The following is a 15,443-nucleotide window of genomic DNA, read 5'->3' as shown; positions in this document are numbered from 1 at the left end:
TCATGCTCTGTCCATGATCGGCAATGGGCGCTCCGCGATCGACAGGCTGACCGCATTCCTCAGAGGCCACCCGGCTCCGGTCACGTACAGCATCATCGCGGTCTGTTGCGTGGTCTTCGTCCTGTCCCCGGCCTCGGGTCTCAACCCCGGATACGGCACCGGGGACCAGCTGCTCGCGGCGCAGAGCGCCTACTTCGAGCGCTGGGGCGTGGTCCCCGACGAGCTGTTCAGCGGTTCGCCGGGCGCTCTGCTCACCCCTCTCACGGCCTTGTTCGTGCACGGCAGTTGGCTGCACCTGCTGGGCAACATGCTCTTCCTCTATGTCTTCGGGGCAATGGTCGAGGAACACATGGGCCGCCTGTCGTACGCCCTGTTCTATGGGGTCAGCGGCTATGTGGCGCTTCTCGGGTACGTGCTCGCGCACGCCGATTCCGATCAGAGCCTGGTCGGCGCGTCGGGGGCGATCTCGGCGGTCCTCGGCGCGTTCCTCTTCTTGTTCCCCGAAGCCCGCGTGACGAGCCTGTTCCCCTTCCTCCTGTTCCTGCCGCTGCGGTTCCCTGCGTGGGTGGTGCTGCCGTTCTGGGTGTCGCTGCAGTGGGTGGCGGCGGGGCAGGACAGCCAGGGGCCGGGGGTGGCGTATCTGGCGCACCTCGTGGGGTTCTCCGTCGGGTTCCTCTACGCGTGGGTGAGGTACAGGGGGCGGGCTAGAGTTGAGGCGACCCATGCCACGGCCACCGAGGGAGACAGCCAGCCGTGATCACCGCGATCGTGCTCATCAAGACCAGCGTGGACCGGATCCCCGAGATCGCCGAGTCGATCGCGGCTCTGGACAACGTGAGCGAGGTCTTCTCCGTCACCGGTACCTACGACCTGATCGCCATGGTCCGGGTCGCCCGCCACGACGATCTGGCGGACGTCATCCCCGGGAAGATCAGCAAGATCCAGGGCGTCGAGGGCACGGACACGCACGTCGCGTTCCGTACGTACTCGCAGCACGACCTGGAGGCGGCGTTCGCGATCGGTCTCGACGCGTAACAGCGCCCATGGCAGCTGTATGAAGGTTTCTTCATCCGCCGCTCATCCTGACGACCGGGTACGCCGCCGAGCGTGGCTGTCATGGCCTTCTCCCACCGCATGGCGGCCCTCGCCGCGGTCGTCGCGATCCCGCTCGGCATCGCGGCGACCAGCTACGCCCTGACCGAAAGACCGGATCCCCCGAAGTCGCCGCCGAAGGTGGAGCTGGAGAGCGGCTCGCCCTCGCCGCGCCCGACGCCCAGTGACGAGACGGTGTCCCCGCCACCGGTGAGCGAGAAGCCCTCATCCGATGACAATACGGACAGCACGGCCGGCGCAGACGACTCGGACGATGACGGAAACGACGGAGCCGACGACCGCGGCGGCCGGGACGACGACGGCGCCGACGACGGACCGGGCGACGACGGCTGAGCCCGCGCCCCGGTGGATCTCCGCCCGCGTCCGCATCCTGCTGTGGCTGCTCGTCGTGATGACGGCGGCGCTCACCGCGGTCGCCGCCACCACCCGCTCCGTCCTGCTGCGCGATGTGGACCACCGCGTGGACCGGCTGCTCGCGCAGGAGACCGGCGAGTTCGCCAACTTCGTGCGCAAGGGCGTCGATCCGCGCAGCGGCAAGCGGTTCACCGATCCCGACCCGCTGCTCAAGCTGCACCTGGAACGGCAGTATGCCGACCCGCACGAGGAGCTGCTCGGCCTGATCGACCGCGGCGCGGACCGGGCCCCCGCCAAGAAGGAGCAGTCGCGGGCGCCCGACGTCGACCACGCGCTCGCCCAGGACCCGGCGGGCCTGCGCGCCGTCTTCGGCTCCCCCGACGCGACCGGCACCCTGGACCGCCCCGGCGGCGTGATCCGCTGGTCGAAGGTGGAGATCGGGGCGGACGGCGCGCGGCCCGCGGCGGCGTTCGTCGTCGCCTTCCACCCGGAGCGCGAACAGGCCAAGGCGGAGGGCGTCTTCCACATGCTGCTCGCGATCTCCGGGGTGGCGCTGCTGATGACGACCGGCATCGGCTGGGCGGTCGCGGGCCGCATCCTGCGCCCTGTACGCCTCGTGCGTACGACGGCCGCGCAGCTCACCGAGCAGGACCTCACCCGGCGCATCCCGGTGCAGGGCCGGGACGACATCGCGGCGCTCGCCGAGACGTTCAACGGGATGCTCGACCGCCTGGAGCGGGCGTTCGCGGCGCAGCGCGAGTTCGTCGACGACGCGGGGCACGAGCTGCGTACGCCCATCACCATCGTCCGGGGCCACCTGGAGCTGATGGGGGACGATCCGCGCGAGCGCGAGGAGACGGTGCGGATCGTGATGGAGGAGCTGGACCGGATGAGCCGCATCGTCGAGGACCTGCTGCTGCTCGCGAAGGCGGAGCGCCCGGACTTCGTGACGCCGGAGCCCGTGCAGCTCGCCGAGCTGACCGCCGATGTCTTCGTCAAGGCGCGGGCGCTCGGCGAGCGGGACTGGCAACTGGCCGAAGTGGCCGACGCCGACGCCGAGTTGGACCCGCAGCGGATCACGCAGGCGATGGTCCAGCTCGCGCAGAACGCGGTGCAGCACACCGTGCCCGGCCAGCGCATAGGGATCGGCTCGCGGCTCGTACGCGAGCGGGCCGAGCGTGAACGGGGCGAGCGAGGCGAGCGCGAGCGGATCGAGCTGTACGTCGCCGATGCCGGGCCCGGTGTCACGGACCAGGACGCCGCCGTGATCTTCGAACGGTTCCGGCGCGGCACCGCACGCCGTGGCTCGCGCGGCACGGGCGCCGGGCTCGGCCTCGCGATCGTCCAGGCCATCGCCCAAGGACACGGCGGCCACGCGGAGTTGAGCCGCACGGACGGCGGTGGCGCAACCTTCACCCTCGTACTCGACCGGACGGAGCCGAAGTGAACCGCATCCTGATCGTGGAGGACGAGGAGCGTATCGCCTCCTTCGTCGAGAAGGGACTGCGCGCCGGCGGCTTCACGACGACGGTCGTCGGGGACGGCGACTCCGCCCACGACTACGCCCTGACCGGCGGCTTCGACCTGATCGTCCTCGACATCGGGCTGCCCGGCCGGGACGGTTTCACGGTGCTGCGGCAGCTGCGCGAGGCCCGGGTGACGACGCCCGTGATCGTGCTGACCGCGCGCGACTCGGTGCGGGACACGGTGGCAGGCCTGGAGGGCGGCGCCGACGACTGGATGACGAAGCCGTTCCGCTTCGAGGAACTCCTCGCGCGGGTCCGGCTCCGGCTGCGCACGGCCACCGGCACCCCCGAGGTGACGATGCTCGGCAGCGGCGACCTCACCCTGGACCTGCGCACGCGCCGGGCCCGCGCGGAGGGACGGACCGTGGACCTGACGGCCCGCGAGTTCGTGCTCCTGGAACTGTTCCTGCGCCACCCCGGCCAGGTCCTCTCGCGCGAGCAGATCCTCTCCCACGTGTGGGGATACGACTTCGATCCCGGCTCCAACATCGTGGACGTGTACGTGCGGGCGCTGCGCAAGAAGCTGGGCGCGCGGCACGTGGAGACGGTGCGCGGGATGGGGTACCGACTGCCTGGCTGATCCCCGTACGGCACGTGAATCTCCTTTCATTTACGGCTCATTGGAGGCTCACCGCGCCGCACCACGCTGAACGGCGTGACCCTGAACCTCCGCACCGCCGCGACCCTGTGCATCGCCCTCAGCATCTGCGCGCTGCTCGTGGTCCCCGGCAACTTCCCCGGCCTGACCGGCGACGCCCGGCTCACGCTCGCCGTGTTCGCGCTGGCGACCTGCGCGTGGATCGGCACGTCGATCGACGACACGTACATCGCGCTCGGCGCGGGCCTGGCGCTCACCGCGACGGGCGTGATCAGCAGCGAGACGTTGTTCAGCACGCTGGGCGACGAGACGGTGTGGCTGCTGATCTGCGCGTTCGTGCTCGCGGCTGCCGTGGCGCGCAGCGGGCTCGCAGGCCGGGCGGCGGCGTTCCTGGTCAGCGGGGCGCGCGGCGTGCGGCAGTTGACGCATCTGACGACGGCGGCGCTCGTCGTCACCGCCTTCGCGGTACCGGCCACATCGGGGCGCGCGGCGCTGGCGCTGCCGGTTTTCCTGGCCCTCGCGAAGGTGCTGGCCGACCGGCGCCGCCTGGTCGTGATGCTGGCCCTCCTCTTCCCCACGGTCATCCTGCTCTCCGCCGTCGCGACGCTGATCGGCGCGGGCGCGCACCTGATCACGGTGTCCGTGCTGTGGGAGGCGACGGGCGAGCGGATCGGCTTCACGCAGTGGCTGCTGCTCGGGCTGCCGCTCGCCGTCGTCTCGTCCCATCTGGCGGCGGAGGCCGTGCTGTTGACGACGACGCGGCGCGCGGACCGGGTCGGCCCCATACACATCACGCTCGACGACCTCCAGGAGCACAGCGAGCAGCCGGTCACCGGCCCCTGGGAGCCGGCCGAGACCCGCTGCGCGCTGCTCCTCGCCACGGTCGTCGCCCTGTGGTGCAGTGAGCCGCTGCACCAAGTGCCGCCCGCCGTCGTCGCATTGATCGGCGCGGTGGTCGCGGCCTCCCCCGCGCTGGGCACCGTACGGCTGAAGGACGCGCTCGGCACGGTGCCGTGGTCGCTGCTCCTGTTCATGGCGGCGACGATGGCGATGGGCGTCGCGCTCGCCGAGTCGGGGGCCGCGAAATGGCTGGTCGGCGGGGTGCCGCTCGACGTGCCGCCGTGGCTGTTCCTCGCCGTGGTGATCGCGGTGAGCACGGCCGCCCACCTGATCCTCCAGTCCCGCTCGGCCCGCTCCTCCGTGCTCGTGCCGCTGGTCGTGGCGGCGGCCGTCGGCGCGGGCGTCAACCCGGTCGCAGCCGCCCTCGCCTCCACCGCGGCCGCGGGCTTCTGCCACACGCTGCCCGCCTCCGCGAAGCCGGTGACGCTGTTCGCCCGGATACCCGGCGTACCCACCTACACCCCGCGCGACCTGCTGCGCCTGTCCGCCGTCCTGGCCCCGCTGACGGCCGCCGCCGTCCTGCTGTGCGCGCTCACGCTGTGGCCGCTGCTCGGCGTCCCCGTCCGCTAAACCCACCCTGGAGACCGACGTGTTGACCCATTTCGCCATCGCCCCCAGCGGCTTCAAGGAGTCCCTGTCCGCGGGCGCCGCGGCCGCCGCCATCGCCGCGGGCGTACGCCGCGTGGTGCCGGACGCCGAGACCGACCTCATCCCCCTCGTGGACGGCGGCGAGGGCACGGCCCGCGCGCTGGCCGCCGAGGGCGGTGGACGCCTGGTCGCGCTGCCGGCGACCGGACCGGTCGGCCAGCGGATCGGCACGCACTTCGCGCTGCTCCCCGACGGCACGGCGGTCGTCGAGATGGCGGCCGTCGCCGGGCTCTCCCTCGTCCCGCGCGAGCTGCGCGACCCGGCCGCCACGACGACGTACGGCGTCGGCGAGCTGATCCGCACGGCCCTCGACGCGGGCGCCCGCCGCATCCTGGTGGGCTGCGGCGACTCCGGCACGTCGGACGGCGGCGCGGGCGCGCTCCAGGCGCTCGGCGCCCGGCTGCTCGACGCGTACGACATGGAACTCCCGCTGGGCGGGCGGGAGTTGATGCACCTGGACCGCATCGACCCGTCCGGCCTCGATCCCCGCCTGAAGGAGGCCGAGATCCGGGTGGCGTGCAATCCGTTCAACGTCCTGTGCGGGGAGCGCGGGGTGGCCCGCGTCTTCGGCCCGCAGAAGGGCGCGACGCCCACGCAGGTCGAACAGCTCGCGGCCACCCTGGAGCACTGGGCGCACGTCCTGACGCGGGACCTCCACGTCCGTACGGACCTGTTCACGGGCCCTGGCACCGGCGCATCCGGCGGACTCGGCGCGGGCCTCGCCGCGCTCGGCGCCCGGCTCCTCCCCCGCTTCGACGTCCTCCTCGACCACCTCGACCTGGACGCCCGGCTCGCCCGCGCCGACCTGGTCGTCACCGCCGAGGGCGCCCTCGACCACCAGACGCCGCGCGGCAAGGTCCCCGCCGAAGTCGCCCGCCGCGCCAAGCGGTTCGGCCGCCCGGTGCTCGCCCTGGCGGGCACCATCGGCGACGGCGCGCACACGGTGACGGCCACCGGCGTCGACGCCTACAGCTCGATCCTGCCCGCCCCGGTGACGCTCGCGGAGGCGCTGGGCCGCGGCGGCGAGTTCCTCACGGACGCCACCGAGCGGGCCCTACGCATGATCGTCCTCGGCAGCCGACTCCGTACGGCCCCTCAGCCGGGTCGGGCGACCCCCGAGCCGGATCAGGCGCTCGCCGTGTCCGGCACGCAACGCCCGTCCTCCGTGCGGTAGTTCCACCGCGCGCCGTCCTGCACGAGCTCCTTCACGGCGGACACGAACCGCTCCACGTGCTCGTCCGGCGTACCGGCGCCGAAGCTGACGCGGATGGCGTTGAGCGACTTCTCGCCCGGCGCGGCCTCCGGTGCACCGCACTCTCCCTGCTGCTGCGGGTCGGAGCCGAGCAGCGTGCGCACCAGCGGGTGGGCGCAGAACAGGCCGTCGCGGACCCCGATGCCGTACTCGGCGGAGAGCGCGGCGGCGAAGTGCGAGGAGTTCCAGCCGTCGACGACGAAGGACAGCACGCCCACGCGCGGCGCGTCGTCCCCGAACAGGGACAGCACCTTCACCTCGGGCACCTCGGCGAGGCCCTCCTGCACCTTGCGGATCAGGTACTGCTCGCGGGCGACGAGGTTGTCGAACCCGGCCTCGGTGAGCGCCTTGCAGGCGGAGGCGATGGAGTACACGCCGATGACGTTCGGCGAACCGGCCTCGTGGCGGGCGGCGGTGGCGTGCCACTCGACATCCACGCCGCCGTCCGTGCGGCGCGCGACCTTCTTGGACGCGCCACCGCCGGCGAGGTACGGCTCGGCCTCCGTCAGCCAGTCGGAGCGGCCCGCGAGCACGCCGGAGCCGAACGGGGCGTACAGCTTGTGCCCGGAGAAGGCGACCCAGTCGACGTCCAGGTCCTGGACGGAGACCGGGTGATGGGGCGCGAGCTGCGCGGCGTCGAGCACGATGCGGGCACCGTGCGCGTGAGCGGCCGCCGCGAGCTCGCGCACCGGCCAGAGCTCACCGGTGACGTTGGAGGCACCGGTGACGCAGACGAGGGCCGGGCCGTAGGGGTCGCGGCCGGCGAGGGCGCGCTCCAGGGTGGCGACGGCCTCGTCGGGCGTACGAGGGGCGTTGAGGTACGTGACCCGCGCGTCGCGCCACGGCAGCAGCGAGGCGTGGTGCTCGGTCTCGAAGACGAACACCTCGCAGTCGGCGGGCAGCGCCGCGGCGAGCAGGTTGAGCGAGTCGGTGGTGGACCGGGTGAAGACGACCTGGTCGTCCTCGCGGCAGCCGAGGAACTCGGCGACGGCGACCCGGGAGTTCTCGAACAGGTCGGTGGACAGCTGCGACAGGTACCCGGCGCCGCGGTGCACGCTCCCGTAGTACGGCGCGTAGGCGGCGACGTCGTCCCAGACCCGCTGGAGGGCGGGCGCGCTGGCGGCGTAGTCGAGGGCGGCGTACGTGACCTCCCCACCGGTGACGAGCGGCACGGTGACGTCCCGGCCGAGGACCGGGAGCGGGGTGATGGTCTCGGTGCAGGCGGCGGCGTCGACGGAAACAGACATGGGTGAACTCCCTGGCGCGATAAGCGAATTGACCATGCCGAAGCCACGTTGAGCACTACGGATCAGGGCTCGACGGCATGGAAAGAAAGATGAGACGGGTACGCGGAGGCGGGGCCGTAACGCCCTATCGCATTCGCTTGCTCACGAGACTGCTCCCTTGAGGACCAGGACCCCAGGGCTGTGACATTCACTGATGTCGAGGGGCCCGCGCTTGCCGCACGCCTTGCTGCGCACGGCCTGGTCTTCACCCAGGGCACCCCGCCACGGACGGAGGGTTGCCGGACAGCGGGCTGGGGCCTTCTGCAGTGAAATAATCACAGCGCTGTCACTCATGACCTTGAAAAGCATCCTGCCACACGTCTCGGATACGGCAAGGGCGCAGTCCAAAATCTGGACTGCGCCCTGCGTCACATCCGACGCGTGCTCAGCGGTTGCTGGCCGCCACCCATCGCTCCAGGGCGGCCTTCGCCGCACCGGAGTCGATCGACTCGGCCGCCCGGTCCATGCCGGCCCGGATCTGCTCGACGAGCGTGCCCTCGCCGGGCCGCACGGCCACCAGGGCCGCCGCCGCGTTCAGCAGCACCGCGTCGCGCACCGGCCCCTGCTCGCCGTCGAGGAGACGACGGGCGACCTCCGCGTTGTACGAGGGGTCGCCGCCGCGCAGCGCCTCGATGGGCACGATGTCGATGCCGACGTCGCGCGGGTCGAAGGACTCCTCGCGCACGGCGCCGTCCCGCACCACCCACACCCGCGAGGTGCCGGTGGTGGTCAGCTCGTCGAGCCCGTCGTCGCCGCGGAACACCAGCGAGGAGTTGCCGCGCTCGGCGAAGACCCCGGCCACGATCGGCGCCATCCGGGCATCGGCGACGCCGACGGCCTGCGCCTTCACCTTGGCCGGGTTGGTCAGCGGGCCCAGCAGGTTGAAGACCGTGCGAATGCCGAGCTGGCCGCGCGCGGCGCCCGCGTAGCGCAGCGCGGGGTGGAACTTTATGGCGAAGCAGAACGTGATGCCGGCTTCCTCGGCGACCTCGGGCACCCGCTTCGGCGACAGGTCGAGATTGACGCCGAGCTTCTCCAGTACGTCGGAGGAGCCCGAAGCGGAGGAGGCGGCGCGGTTGCCGTGCTTGACGACCTTGGCGCCGGTGCCCGCGATGACGATCGCCGCCATCGTGGAGATGTTGACGGTCTTCGCGCCGTCGCCGCCGGTGCCGACGATGTCGACGGTCTCGCCGGGCACCTCGATCACGTTGGCGTGCTCGTACATGCCGCGTACGAGACCGGTGATCTCCTGCACCGTCTCGCCCTTGGCGCGCAACGCCACCGCGAACCCGGCGATCTGCGCGTCGGTCGCCTCGCCCCGCATGATCCGGTCCATCGCCCACGCGGTGTCGTCGGCGCTCTGGTCGCGGCCCTCCAGCAGGCCGTTCAGGACGGCGGGCCAGGAACGGCCCGCCGCGGTGTCGCCTCCAGCGGGGTTCAAAGCGCTCATGGCCGCTCCTGTGTGCATCTGTGGGTCGAAGGTGGTGCCGACCCCACCCTATCCAGGTCCCGGGACCGCAAAGAGCCCCCGTCCAGGCACTGGACGAGGGCTCCCGCTGTGGCTTACAGCGACGATTCAGAGATCAGTGGTGGCCGTGGCCGCTGGTGATCTCCTTGTACTCCTCGGCGGTCGGCTTCGGGATCTGGTTGTTCTCCCCGTAGTAACCGCGCGAGAGCTTGCCACGCAGCTTCTGGAGCCGCGTGACCTTGCGCTCGACACCGTTCTCGTCGACCGTCGGGCCGAGCTCGACCGGCGCGTACTGCTCGTGCGCCGTGAGCGTGTGCAGGGCCTCCTGGTCGAGCGGCTCGTGCACCTCGATGAACTCACCGTGCGGCAGGCGCTTGATGATGCCGGACTCGCGTCCGTGCAGCACCTTGTCCTTGTCGCGGCGCTGAAGGCCGAGGCAGATCCGCTTGGTGACGATGAAGGCGATGACCGGTCCGACGAAGAACGCGATCCGGACGAACCAGGTGATCGCATTGATCGACAGGTGGAAGTGCGTCGCCCAGAGGTCGTTACCACCACCGATGAGCAGCACCATGTACCAGGTGATCCACGCGACACCGAAGGCCGTACGCGTCGGAGCGTTGCGCGGGCGGTCCAGGATGTGGTGCTCGCGCTTGTCGCCGGTGACCCAGGACTCGATGAACGGGTAGACCGCGATCGCGACCAGGACCAGCGGGAAGATGACGACCAGCGGGATGGCCACGCCCAGGACGAGCGTGTGACCCCAGAAGTCGATCTCCCAGCCCGGCATCACTCGGATCAGGCCTTCGGAGAAGCCCATGTACCAGTCGGGCTGTGCACCGGTGGACACCTGGTCGGGCCGGTACGGACCGATGGCCCAGATCGGGTTGATCGTGGCGATCGCGGCGATCACCGCGATGACACCGAAGACCAGGAAGAAGAAGCCGCCCGCCTTGGCCATGTAGACCGGGAGCAGCGGCATGCCCACGACGTTCTTGTTGGTCTTTCCGGCACCCGCGAACTGCGTGTGCTTGTGGTAGAAGACCAGGATCAGGTGCGCCGCCATCAGGCCGAGCATGATGCCCGGCAACAGCAGGATGTGGATCGAGTAGAACCGCGCGACGAAGTCGCCGCCGGGGAACTCTCCGCCGAACAGGAAGAACGACATGTACGTGCCGACGATCGGCACGGACAGGATCGCGCCCTCCATGAAGCGGACACCGGTGCCGGAGAGCAGGTCGTCCGGGAGCGAGTAACCGGTGAAGCCGGTGAACATGCCCAGGACGAACAGCAGGAAGCCGAAGACCCAGTTGACCTCACGCGGCTTGCGGAACGCACCCGTGAAGAACACGCGCATCATGTGCACGAACATGCCCGCGAGGAAGATCAGCGCGGCCCAGTGGTGGATCTGACGGATCAGCAGGCCACCGCGCACATCGAAGGAGATGTGCATCGTCGAGTTGAAGGCCTCCGACATCAGCTGCCCCTGGAGCGGGACGTAGCTGCCGTCGTAGGTGACCTCGTTCATCGACGGGTGGAAGAACAGCGTCAGATACACACCCGTGAGGATGATGATGATGAAGCTGTACATGCAGATCTCGCCGAGCATGAAGGACCAGTGGTCCGGAAAGATCTTGCGCATGTTGGACTTGGCCAGGGAGTAGATCCCCAGACGTCCGTCGGCCCAGTCGGCTACACGCTCGCCGGCCGGTGCCTTCTCGCGCGCAGGCGCGTCGTTCGTGGTCGTAGTACTCATCCGCGCTCCCAGAAGGCAGGACCGACGGGCTCAGCGAATTCGCTCAGCGCCTCGAGGTGACCCTCTTCGTTGACGCCGATGCGCAGCTGCGGCAGCGCGTGACCGGCAGGACCGAAGATCACCCGGGCGCCGTCGGAGAGGTCGAAGGTGGACTGGTGGCACGGGCACAGAGCGTGGTGCGTCTGCTGCTCGTACAGCGAGATCGGGCAACCGACGTGGGTGCAGATCTTCGAGTAGGCCACGATGCCCTCGTGGGACCACTCGAGTTCCTGCTTGTCCTTGATGTTCTCCGGCTGGATCCGGACGAGCATCAGGGCGTCCTTGGCGATCTTCGTCTGGAATTCCTCGTCGTGCTCCTCCAGGCCCTCGGGCTTGGCGAAGGTGAGCGAGCCGACCGCGATGTCCGAAGGACGCAGCGGCTCGTTCGTGTTCATGTTGACGAGGGTCAGGCCCTTCTTCCACGACGTGGTGCGCAGCTTCTTCTCGGGCAGCGGCCCGAGGTCACGAAGCAGGACCACACCGGAAAGGGGCACCAGCGCCAGCGCGCCGAACAGGGTGTTGCGGATCAGCTTGCGCCGGCCGAACTGCGACTCGCGGGCACCGTCGGCGAAGTCCTGCAGGACCTTCGCCTTGACCTCGGGCTCCGCCTCGATCGGGTGACGCTCCTGGATGACCTCTTCGTCGGACATCAGGGTGCGGGCCCAGTGGACCGCGCCCGCGCCGATGCAGAACAGCGCCACGCCCAGGGTCAGGCCGAGCGCGAAGTTGAGCGCGCTGATGTGCCCGATCGGGAAGACGTAGATGCTCGTGTCGACGTCGATGGTGACGTACGAGGCGATGAAGCCAATGGTGGCCAGCATCGACACCATGAACAGGAAGGCGACGACGCGCTCGGACCGCTTGGCGGCCCGCTCGTCGAGGTCCTGGATCCGGTGCTCGTGGGGCGGCAGACCCGGGTCGGTGAAGGGCTCGTCCTTCACCGCGACCGAACCGTGCTCCTCGGCTTCCTGCTCAGTGGGCAGGTTCTCTTCTGGAATGTCTTGGCTACTCATGACTTCTTGGCCTTTGCGGTCCGAGCGGCAACCCAGATGGCGACGGCGATCAGACCGCCCAGCCCGAAGATCCAGGCGAACAGGCCCTCACTGACCGGGCCGAGCCCGCCCAGCTTGAGTCCGCCGGGGCTCTCGGTCTTGTCACCGTTGACCGCGTCGAGGTACGCGATGATGTCCTTCTTGTTCTGCTTGGTCATCGTCGTGTCCGGGAACGACGGCATGTTCTGCGGGCCGGTCTGCATGGCCTCGAAGATGTGCTTCGGGGCGACACCCTCGAGACTCGGTGCGAACTTGCCGTGTGTCAGCGCGCCACCCTCACCAGTGAAGTTGTGGCACTGGGCGCAGTTGGTGCGGAACAGCTCGCCACCCTTGGCGATGTCCGCGCCGTCGGCGCTGTAGTCCTTCTCGGTCGGCGCGACCGGACCGGCACCCAGCGACGCGATGTACGCCGCGAGCTGGTCGATCTCGGCCTGCGAGTAGATGACCTTCTTCTTCGGGACCTGGGCGCCCGGCTGCTGGGCCGGCATACGGCCGGTACCGACCTGGAAGTCGACGGCGGCGGAGCCGACGCCCACGAGGCTCGGCCCGTCGGAGGTGCCCTGACCGCCGGTTCCGTGGCAGCTGGCGCAGCCGACGGAGTAGAGCTTCTTGCCCTCGTCGATGGCGAGGGACTGGGCGGTTTCATCGGCCTGCGCCTTGTCCGCGGGTGCGAACGCGGCGTACAGCCCCCCGGTGGCCGCCAGCGCGAGGAGTAGGACGACGACCGCCGCCAGCGGATGGCGTCGTCGTGCGGAGAGCTTTTTCACGGATTACCCCGGTGTCAGGATCTTCTGCGTCGGTGCTGCGGAAATGTGTCGGGTACTACGCCCGATGCTGTGATCGTCGAACTACTTGATCAGGTAGATCGTGGCGAAGAGGCCGATCCAGACGACGTCCACGAAGTGCCAGTAATAGGACACGACGATGGCGGCTGTCGCCTGATGGTGGGTGAACCTCCGGGCCGCGTACGTCCTGCCGAGGACGAACAGGAAGGCGATGAGGCCACCTGTCACGTGCATGCCGTGGAAGCCGGTGGTCAGGTAGAACACCGAGCCGTACGGGTCGGAGGAGAGCGAGAGCCCATCCTTCTTGACCAGCTCGGTGTACTCGTAGACCTGACCGCCGATGAAGATCGCACCCATGATGAAGGTGACGATGAACCACGACCGGAGCTTCTTCACGTCGCCGCGCTCGGCGGCGAACACGCCCATCTGGCACGTGAGTGAGGAGAGCACCAGGATCGTGGTGTTCGTCGCGGAGAACGGAAGATTCAGCGCATGCGCCATTTCCTTCCAGTGATCCGGCCCGGTCACCGATCGCAGGGTGAAGTACATCGCGAAGAGGGCCGCGAAGAACATCAGCTCGGAACTCAGCCAGATGATGGTTCCGACGCTGGTGAGGTTCGGTCGATTGACCGACGGGTGCGCGTGCCCGGTTTCTACTGTCGTTGCTGTCGCCACGACCGACATTATGTCGGTCGCTTATCTCGCCCTCACTCCGGGGGGTGCCGTTCGGAGTGTCTGGGTGGTGTGTCCAGCCCATATGGCCCATCGGAGCCGCGTGCGAACCGGTGTTGACGGGGTGTCGGGAGGAGTAGGCTCCGCGGCAAGGATCACCGTACGACGCCTTAAGACGCCGATGTCTTCGGAGGAACGATGCAGTCGACCGCGACGGTTCTGGTCTACAGCGACGATGCCAACACGCGCGAGCAGGTGCGCCTCGCGACAGGCCGACGGCCCGCGTCCGACGCCCCCGAGGTGCAGTTCATCGAATGCGCGACGCTTCCGGCCGTCATGAAGGAGCTGGACCGCGGCGGGATCGACGTCTGCGTGCTCGACGGCGAGGCCGTTCCCGCGGGCGGCATGGGCGTGTGCCGGCAGATCAAGGACGAGATCTTCCACTGCCCGCCGGTGCTGCTCCTGATCGGCCGCCCGCAGGACGCGTGGCTGGCGACGTGGAGCCGCGCGGAGGCGGCTGTGACGCTCCCTGTGGAGCCCGTGGAGTTCGCCGAGGCGCTGGCCTCCCTGCTGCGCTCCCGGCTCGCTGTCGGCGCCTGAGGCGCTTGCACGGACCGGCTCCTGACACACCGACTCCCGTACGCCGATGGCGTACGAGAGTCGGAAGTCACACCGCTGATCCTGCCGCGCGGCCTCAGACCTGAGGGCTGAGCCGCGCCTGGAGGGCCGGGTCGGGCTTGTCGGCCTTCTTCGTGAGGGCGCTGCCCGCCTTCCACTTCTTCCAGCTGAGGTTCCAGTCGCCGAACCCGTTCCCGAACGGGTCCATCTCGGAGCCGTAGCTGTTGACGACCTTCACGATGTCGCCCTGGCGCACGGTGTCGAAGAACCAGGCGGCGTTGTTGGTGCTCATGCCGGTGCAGCCGTGGCTGACGTTCGCGGAGCCCTGCGAGCCGACGGACCAGGGCGCGGCGTGCACGTACTCGCCGCTCCAGGTGACGCGGGTCGCGTAGTACACGGGCAGGTCGTACGAGTCCGACGAGCCCTCGGAGATGCCGATCGTCTCGCCCCGCATCCGTACGTAGTACTCCTTGCCGAGCACCACCTTGATGCCGTTTCGGGTCTCGTAGCCGGCCTTGCCGGTGGTGACCGGGATGGAGTTGATCTCCTTGCCGTTGCGGTAGACCGTCATGGAGTGCGAGCCGGCGTCGGTGACGGCCACGATGCGGTCGCCCGTGCTGATGGTCAGCGGCTTGGAACTGCCGCCCCACAGCCCGTCCCTGATCTTCACGCCGTCCAGCCTGCTGGTGGCGGTGATCTTCGCCTGTGTGGGCCAGTACCCCTTGGGGCGGTAGTGCAGTTCGGTGCTGTCCACCCAGTACCAGGAGCCGTCCACGGCGGGCTTGGAGTCGACCTGGAGGGAGCGCTCCACCAGTGCGCGGGACTTCTCGTCCCGGACGGGCTTGTTGAGTTCGGCGGTGATCGGCTGTCCGACGCCGTATGTGCCCTTCTGCGGGCCGAACGTGACCTTGAGGGCCTTCTCCTTGCCCGGGCGGCCGGTGTCGAAGCCCAGGACCTTTCGGCCGGGTCCGCCGTCCTCGTCCTCGGTGCTCACCCGGACCGTGTAGTGGGTGTTCGCGGTCAGCGGGGCCGTGGTGTGCCATCTCGTGCCGTCGGCGGAGAGTTCACCCGCGACATAGCGGCCCATGGCGTCCTGGGCGGTGACGTCGGTGATGCGGGACTCGTCGCCCTGGGCGGTGACCTCCAGCGGCTTGTCCGGGTCCGCCTTCTTGGCGCTGCCCACGGGACCGTTGAAGGAGATCTGGCTCGCCGCGTCGTACGGCTTGGCGGAGAGCGGGTGGGAGGAACTGCCGCATGCCGCTGTGCCCGCACCGAGTGCGGCCACCAGCACGGTGCAGCCCAGAACCGTACGGATACGCGGTGAGTGGTTCATGAACTCACCGTAAGAAGGAACTCCCGGTCCAGCGCGGCGAGTG

Annotated in this window: 15 protein-coding genes and 1 riboswitch; of the genes, 8 read left to right on the top strand and 7 right to left on the bottom strand. The window is 69.6% G+C overall.

Going from position 1 to position 15,443, the window contains the following annotated elements; translation table 11 throughout:
- Positions 1-13: 13 nt before the first annotated feature.
- From ACOKM3_RS29415 to ACOKM3_RS29385, 7 genes are all read left to right on the top strand, one after another.
- Positions 14-757, top strand: coding sequence for a rhomboid family intramembrane serine protease (locus tag ACOKM3_RS29415; protein WP_426904035.1), 744 nt, complete (start codon positions 14-16; stop codon positions 755-757).
- Positions 754-1,035 carry an Lrp/AsnC family transcriptional regulator gene (locus ACOKM3_RS29410; protein WP_266720470.1) on the top strand — a complete coding sequence of 94 codons (282 nt, stop codon included), beginning with the start codon at positions 754-756 and terminating at the stop codon, positions 1,033-1,035. Before ACOKM3_RS29415 ends, ACOKM3_RS29410 begins: the two co-directional genes overlap by 4 nt.
- Before the next feature lie 81 nt (positions 1,036-1,116).
- Complete coding sequence (locus ACOKM3_RS29405) at positions 1,117-1,446, top strand: small secreted hydrophilic protein (protein WP_426904034.1); 330 nt, start codon at positions 1,117-1,119, stop codon at positions 1,444-1,446.
- The gene (locus ACOKM3_RS29400) at positions 1,367-2,914 is read left to right on the top strand and encodes a sensor histidine kinase (protein ID WP_426904033.1); all 1,548 of its coding nucleotides are present in this window, start codon (positions 1,367-1,369) and stop codon (positions 2,912-2,914) included. Before ACOKM3_RS29405 ends, ACOKM3_RS29400 begins: the two co-directional genes overlap by 80 nt.
- Positions 2,911-3,573 carry a response regulator transcription factor gene (locus ACOKM3_RS29395; protein WP_327663722.1) on the top strand — a complete coding sequence of 221 codons (663 nt, stop codon included), beginning with the start codon at positions 2,911-2,913 and terminating at the stop codon, positions 3,571-3,573. Before ACOKM3_RS29400 ends, ACOKM3_RS29395 begins: the two co-directional genes overlap by 4 nt.
- Before the next feature lie 75 nt (positions 3,574-3,648).
- Positions 3,649-5,061: an SLC13 family permease gene (locus tag ACOKM3_RS29390; RefSeq protein ID WP_426904032.1), complete on the top strand. Its 1,413-nt coding sequence runs from the start codon at positions 3,649-3,651 to the stop codon at positions 5,059-5,061.
- 19 nt (positions 5,062-5,080) lie between these two features.
- Positions 5,081-6,313 carry a glycerate kinase family protein gene (locus tag ACOKM3_RS29385; RefSeq protein ID WP_426904031.1) on the top strand — a complete coding sequence of 411 codons (1,233 nt, stop codon included), beginning with the start codon at positions 5,081-5,083 and terminating at the stop codon, positions 6,311-6,313.
- On the opposite strand, the gene ACOKM3_RS29380 is transcribed toward ACOKM3_RS29385, so the two are convergent.
- The 6 genes from ACOKM3_RS29380 to ctaE all read right to left on the bottom strand — a co-directional run bounded on the left by ACOKM3_RS29380 (position 6,265) and on the right by ctaE (position 13,461).
- Complete coding sequence (locus ACOKM3_RS29380) at positions 6,265-7,638, bottom strand: aminotransferase class V-fold PLP-dependent enzyme (RefSeq protein ID WP_426904030.1); 1,374 nt, start codon at positions 7,636-7,638, stop codon at positions 6,265-6,267. The two genes, ACOKM3_RS29385 and ACOKM3_RS29380, sit on opposite strands and share 49 nt — an antisense overlap.
- Before the next feature lie 202 nt (positions 7,639-7,840).
- A riboswitch (SAM riboswitch) is annotated at positions 7,841-7,975 on the bottom strand.
- Positions 7,976-8,062: 87 nt separating this feature from the next.
- The gene (trpD, locus tag ACOKM3_RS29375) at positions 8,063-9,127 is read right to left on the bottom strand and encodes an anthranilate phosphoribosyltransferase (protein ID WP_426904029.1); all 1,065 of its coding nucleotides are present in this window, start codon (positions 9,125-9,127) and stop codon (positions 8,063-8,065) included.
- Between the two features lie 133 nt (positions 9,128-9,260).
- A complete protein-coding gene (gene qcrB, locus ACOKM3_RS29370; RefSeq protein ID WP_426904028.1) occupies positions 9,261-10,901 on the bottom strand; it encodes a cytochrome bc1 complex cytochrome b subunit in 1,641 nt (546 codons plus the stop codon).
- A complete protein-coding gene (gene qcrA / locus ACOKM3_RS29365; protein WP_426904027.1) occupies positions 10,898-11,953 on the bottom strand; it encodes a cytochrome bc1 complex Rieske iron-sulfur subunit in 1,056 nt (351 codons plus the stop codon). The genes qcrB and qcrA overlap by 4 nt, the downstream gene beginning before the upstream one ends.
- Positions 11,950-12,759 carry a cytochrome bc1 complex diheme cytochrome c subunit gene (gene qcrC, locus ACOKM3_RS29360; RefSeq protein ID WP_426904026.1) on the bottom strand — a complete coding sequence of 270 codons (810 nt, stop codon included), beginning with the start codon at positions 12,757-12,759 and terminating at the stop codon, positions 11,950-11,952. Before qcrC ends, qcrA begins: the two co-directional genes overlap by 4 nt.
- Positions 12,760-12,840: 81 nt before the next feature.
- Complete coding sequence (gene ctaE, locus ACOKM3_RS29355) at positions 12,841-13,461, bottom strand: aa3-type cytochrome oxidase subunit III (RefSeq protein ID WP_326014682.1); 621 nt, start codon at positions 13,459-13,461, stop codon at positions 12,841-12,843.
- Positions 13,462-13,647: 186 nt separating this feature from the next.
- Between ctaE and ACOKM3_RS29350 the strand changes: the two genes are divergently transcribed.
- Positions 13,648-14,049 (top strand): DNA-binding transcriptional response regulator, encoded by a 402-nt coding sequence (locus tag ACOKM3_RS29350; RefSeq protein WP_327663715.1) that lies wholly within the window; start codon positions 13,648-13,650, stop codon positions 14,047-14,049.
- A 94-nt stretch (positions 14,050-14,143) separates the two neighbouring features.
- Here the strand turns inward: ACOKM3_RS29350 and ACOKM3_RS29345 are convergent, their stop codons facing one another.
- Positions 14,144-15,400 carry a L,D-transpeptidase gene (locus ACOKM3_RS29345; protein WP_426904025.1) on the bottom strand — a complete coding sequence of 419 codons (1,257 nt, stop codon included), beginning with the start codon at positions 15,398-15,400 and terminating at the stop codon, positions 14,144-14,146.
- Positions 15,401-15,443 lie beyond the last annotated feature (43 nt).

Source organism: Streptomyces nidicola, assembly GCF_050106155.1.
Lineage (GTDB): Bacteria > Actinomycetota > Actinomycetes > Streptomycetales > Streptomycetaceae > Streptomyces.
Note: the sequence above shows the minus strand (reverse complement) of the source record. Positions and strands in the feature narration are given on the sequence as shown.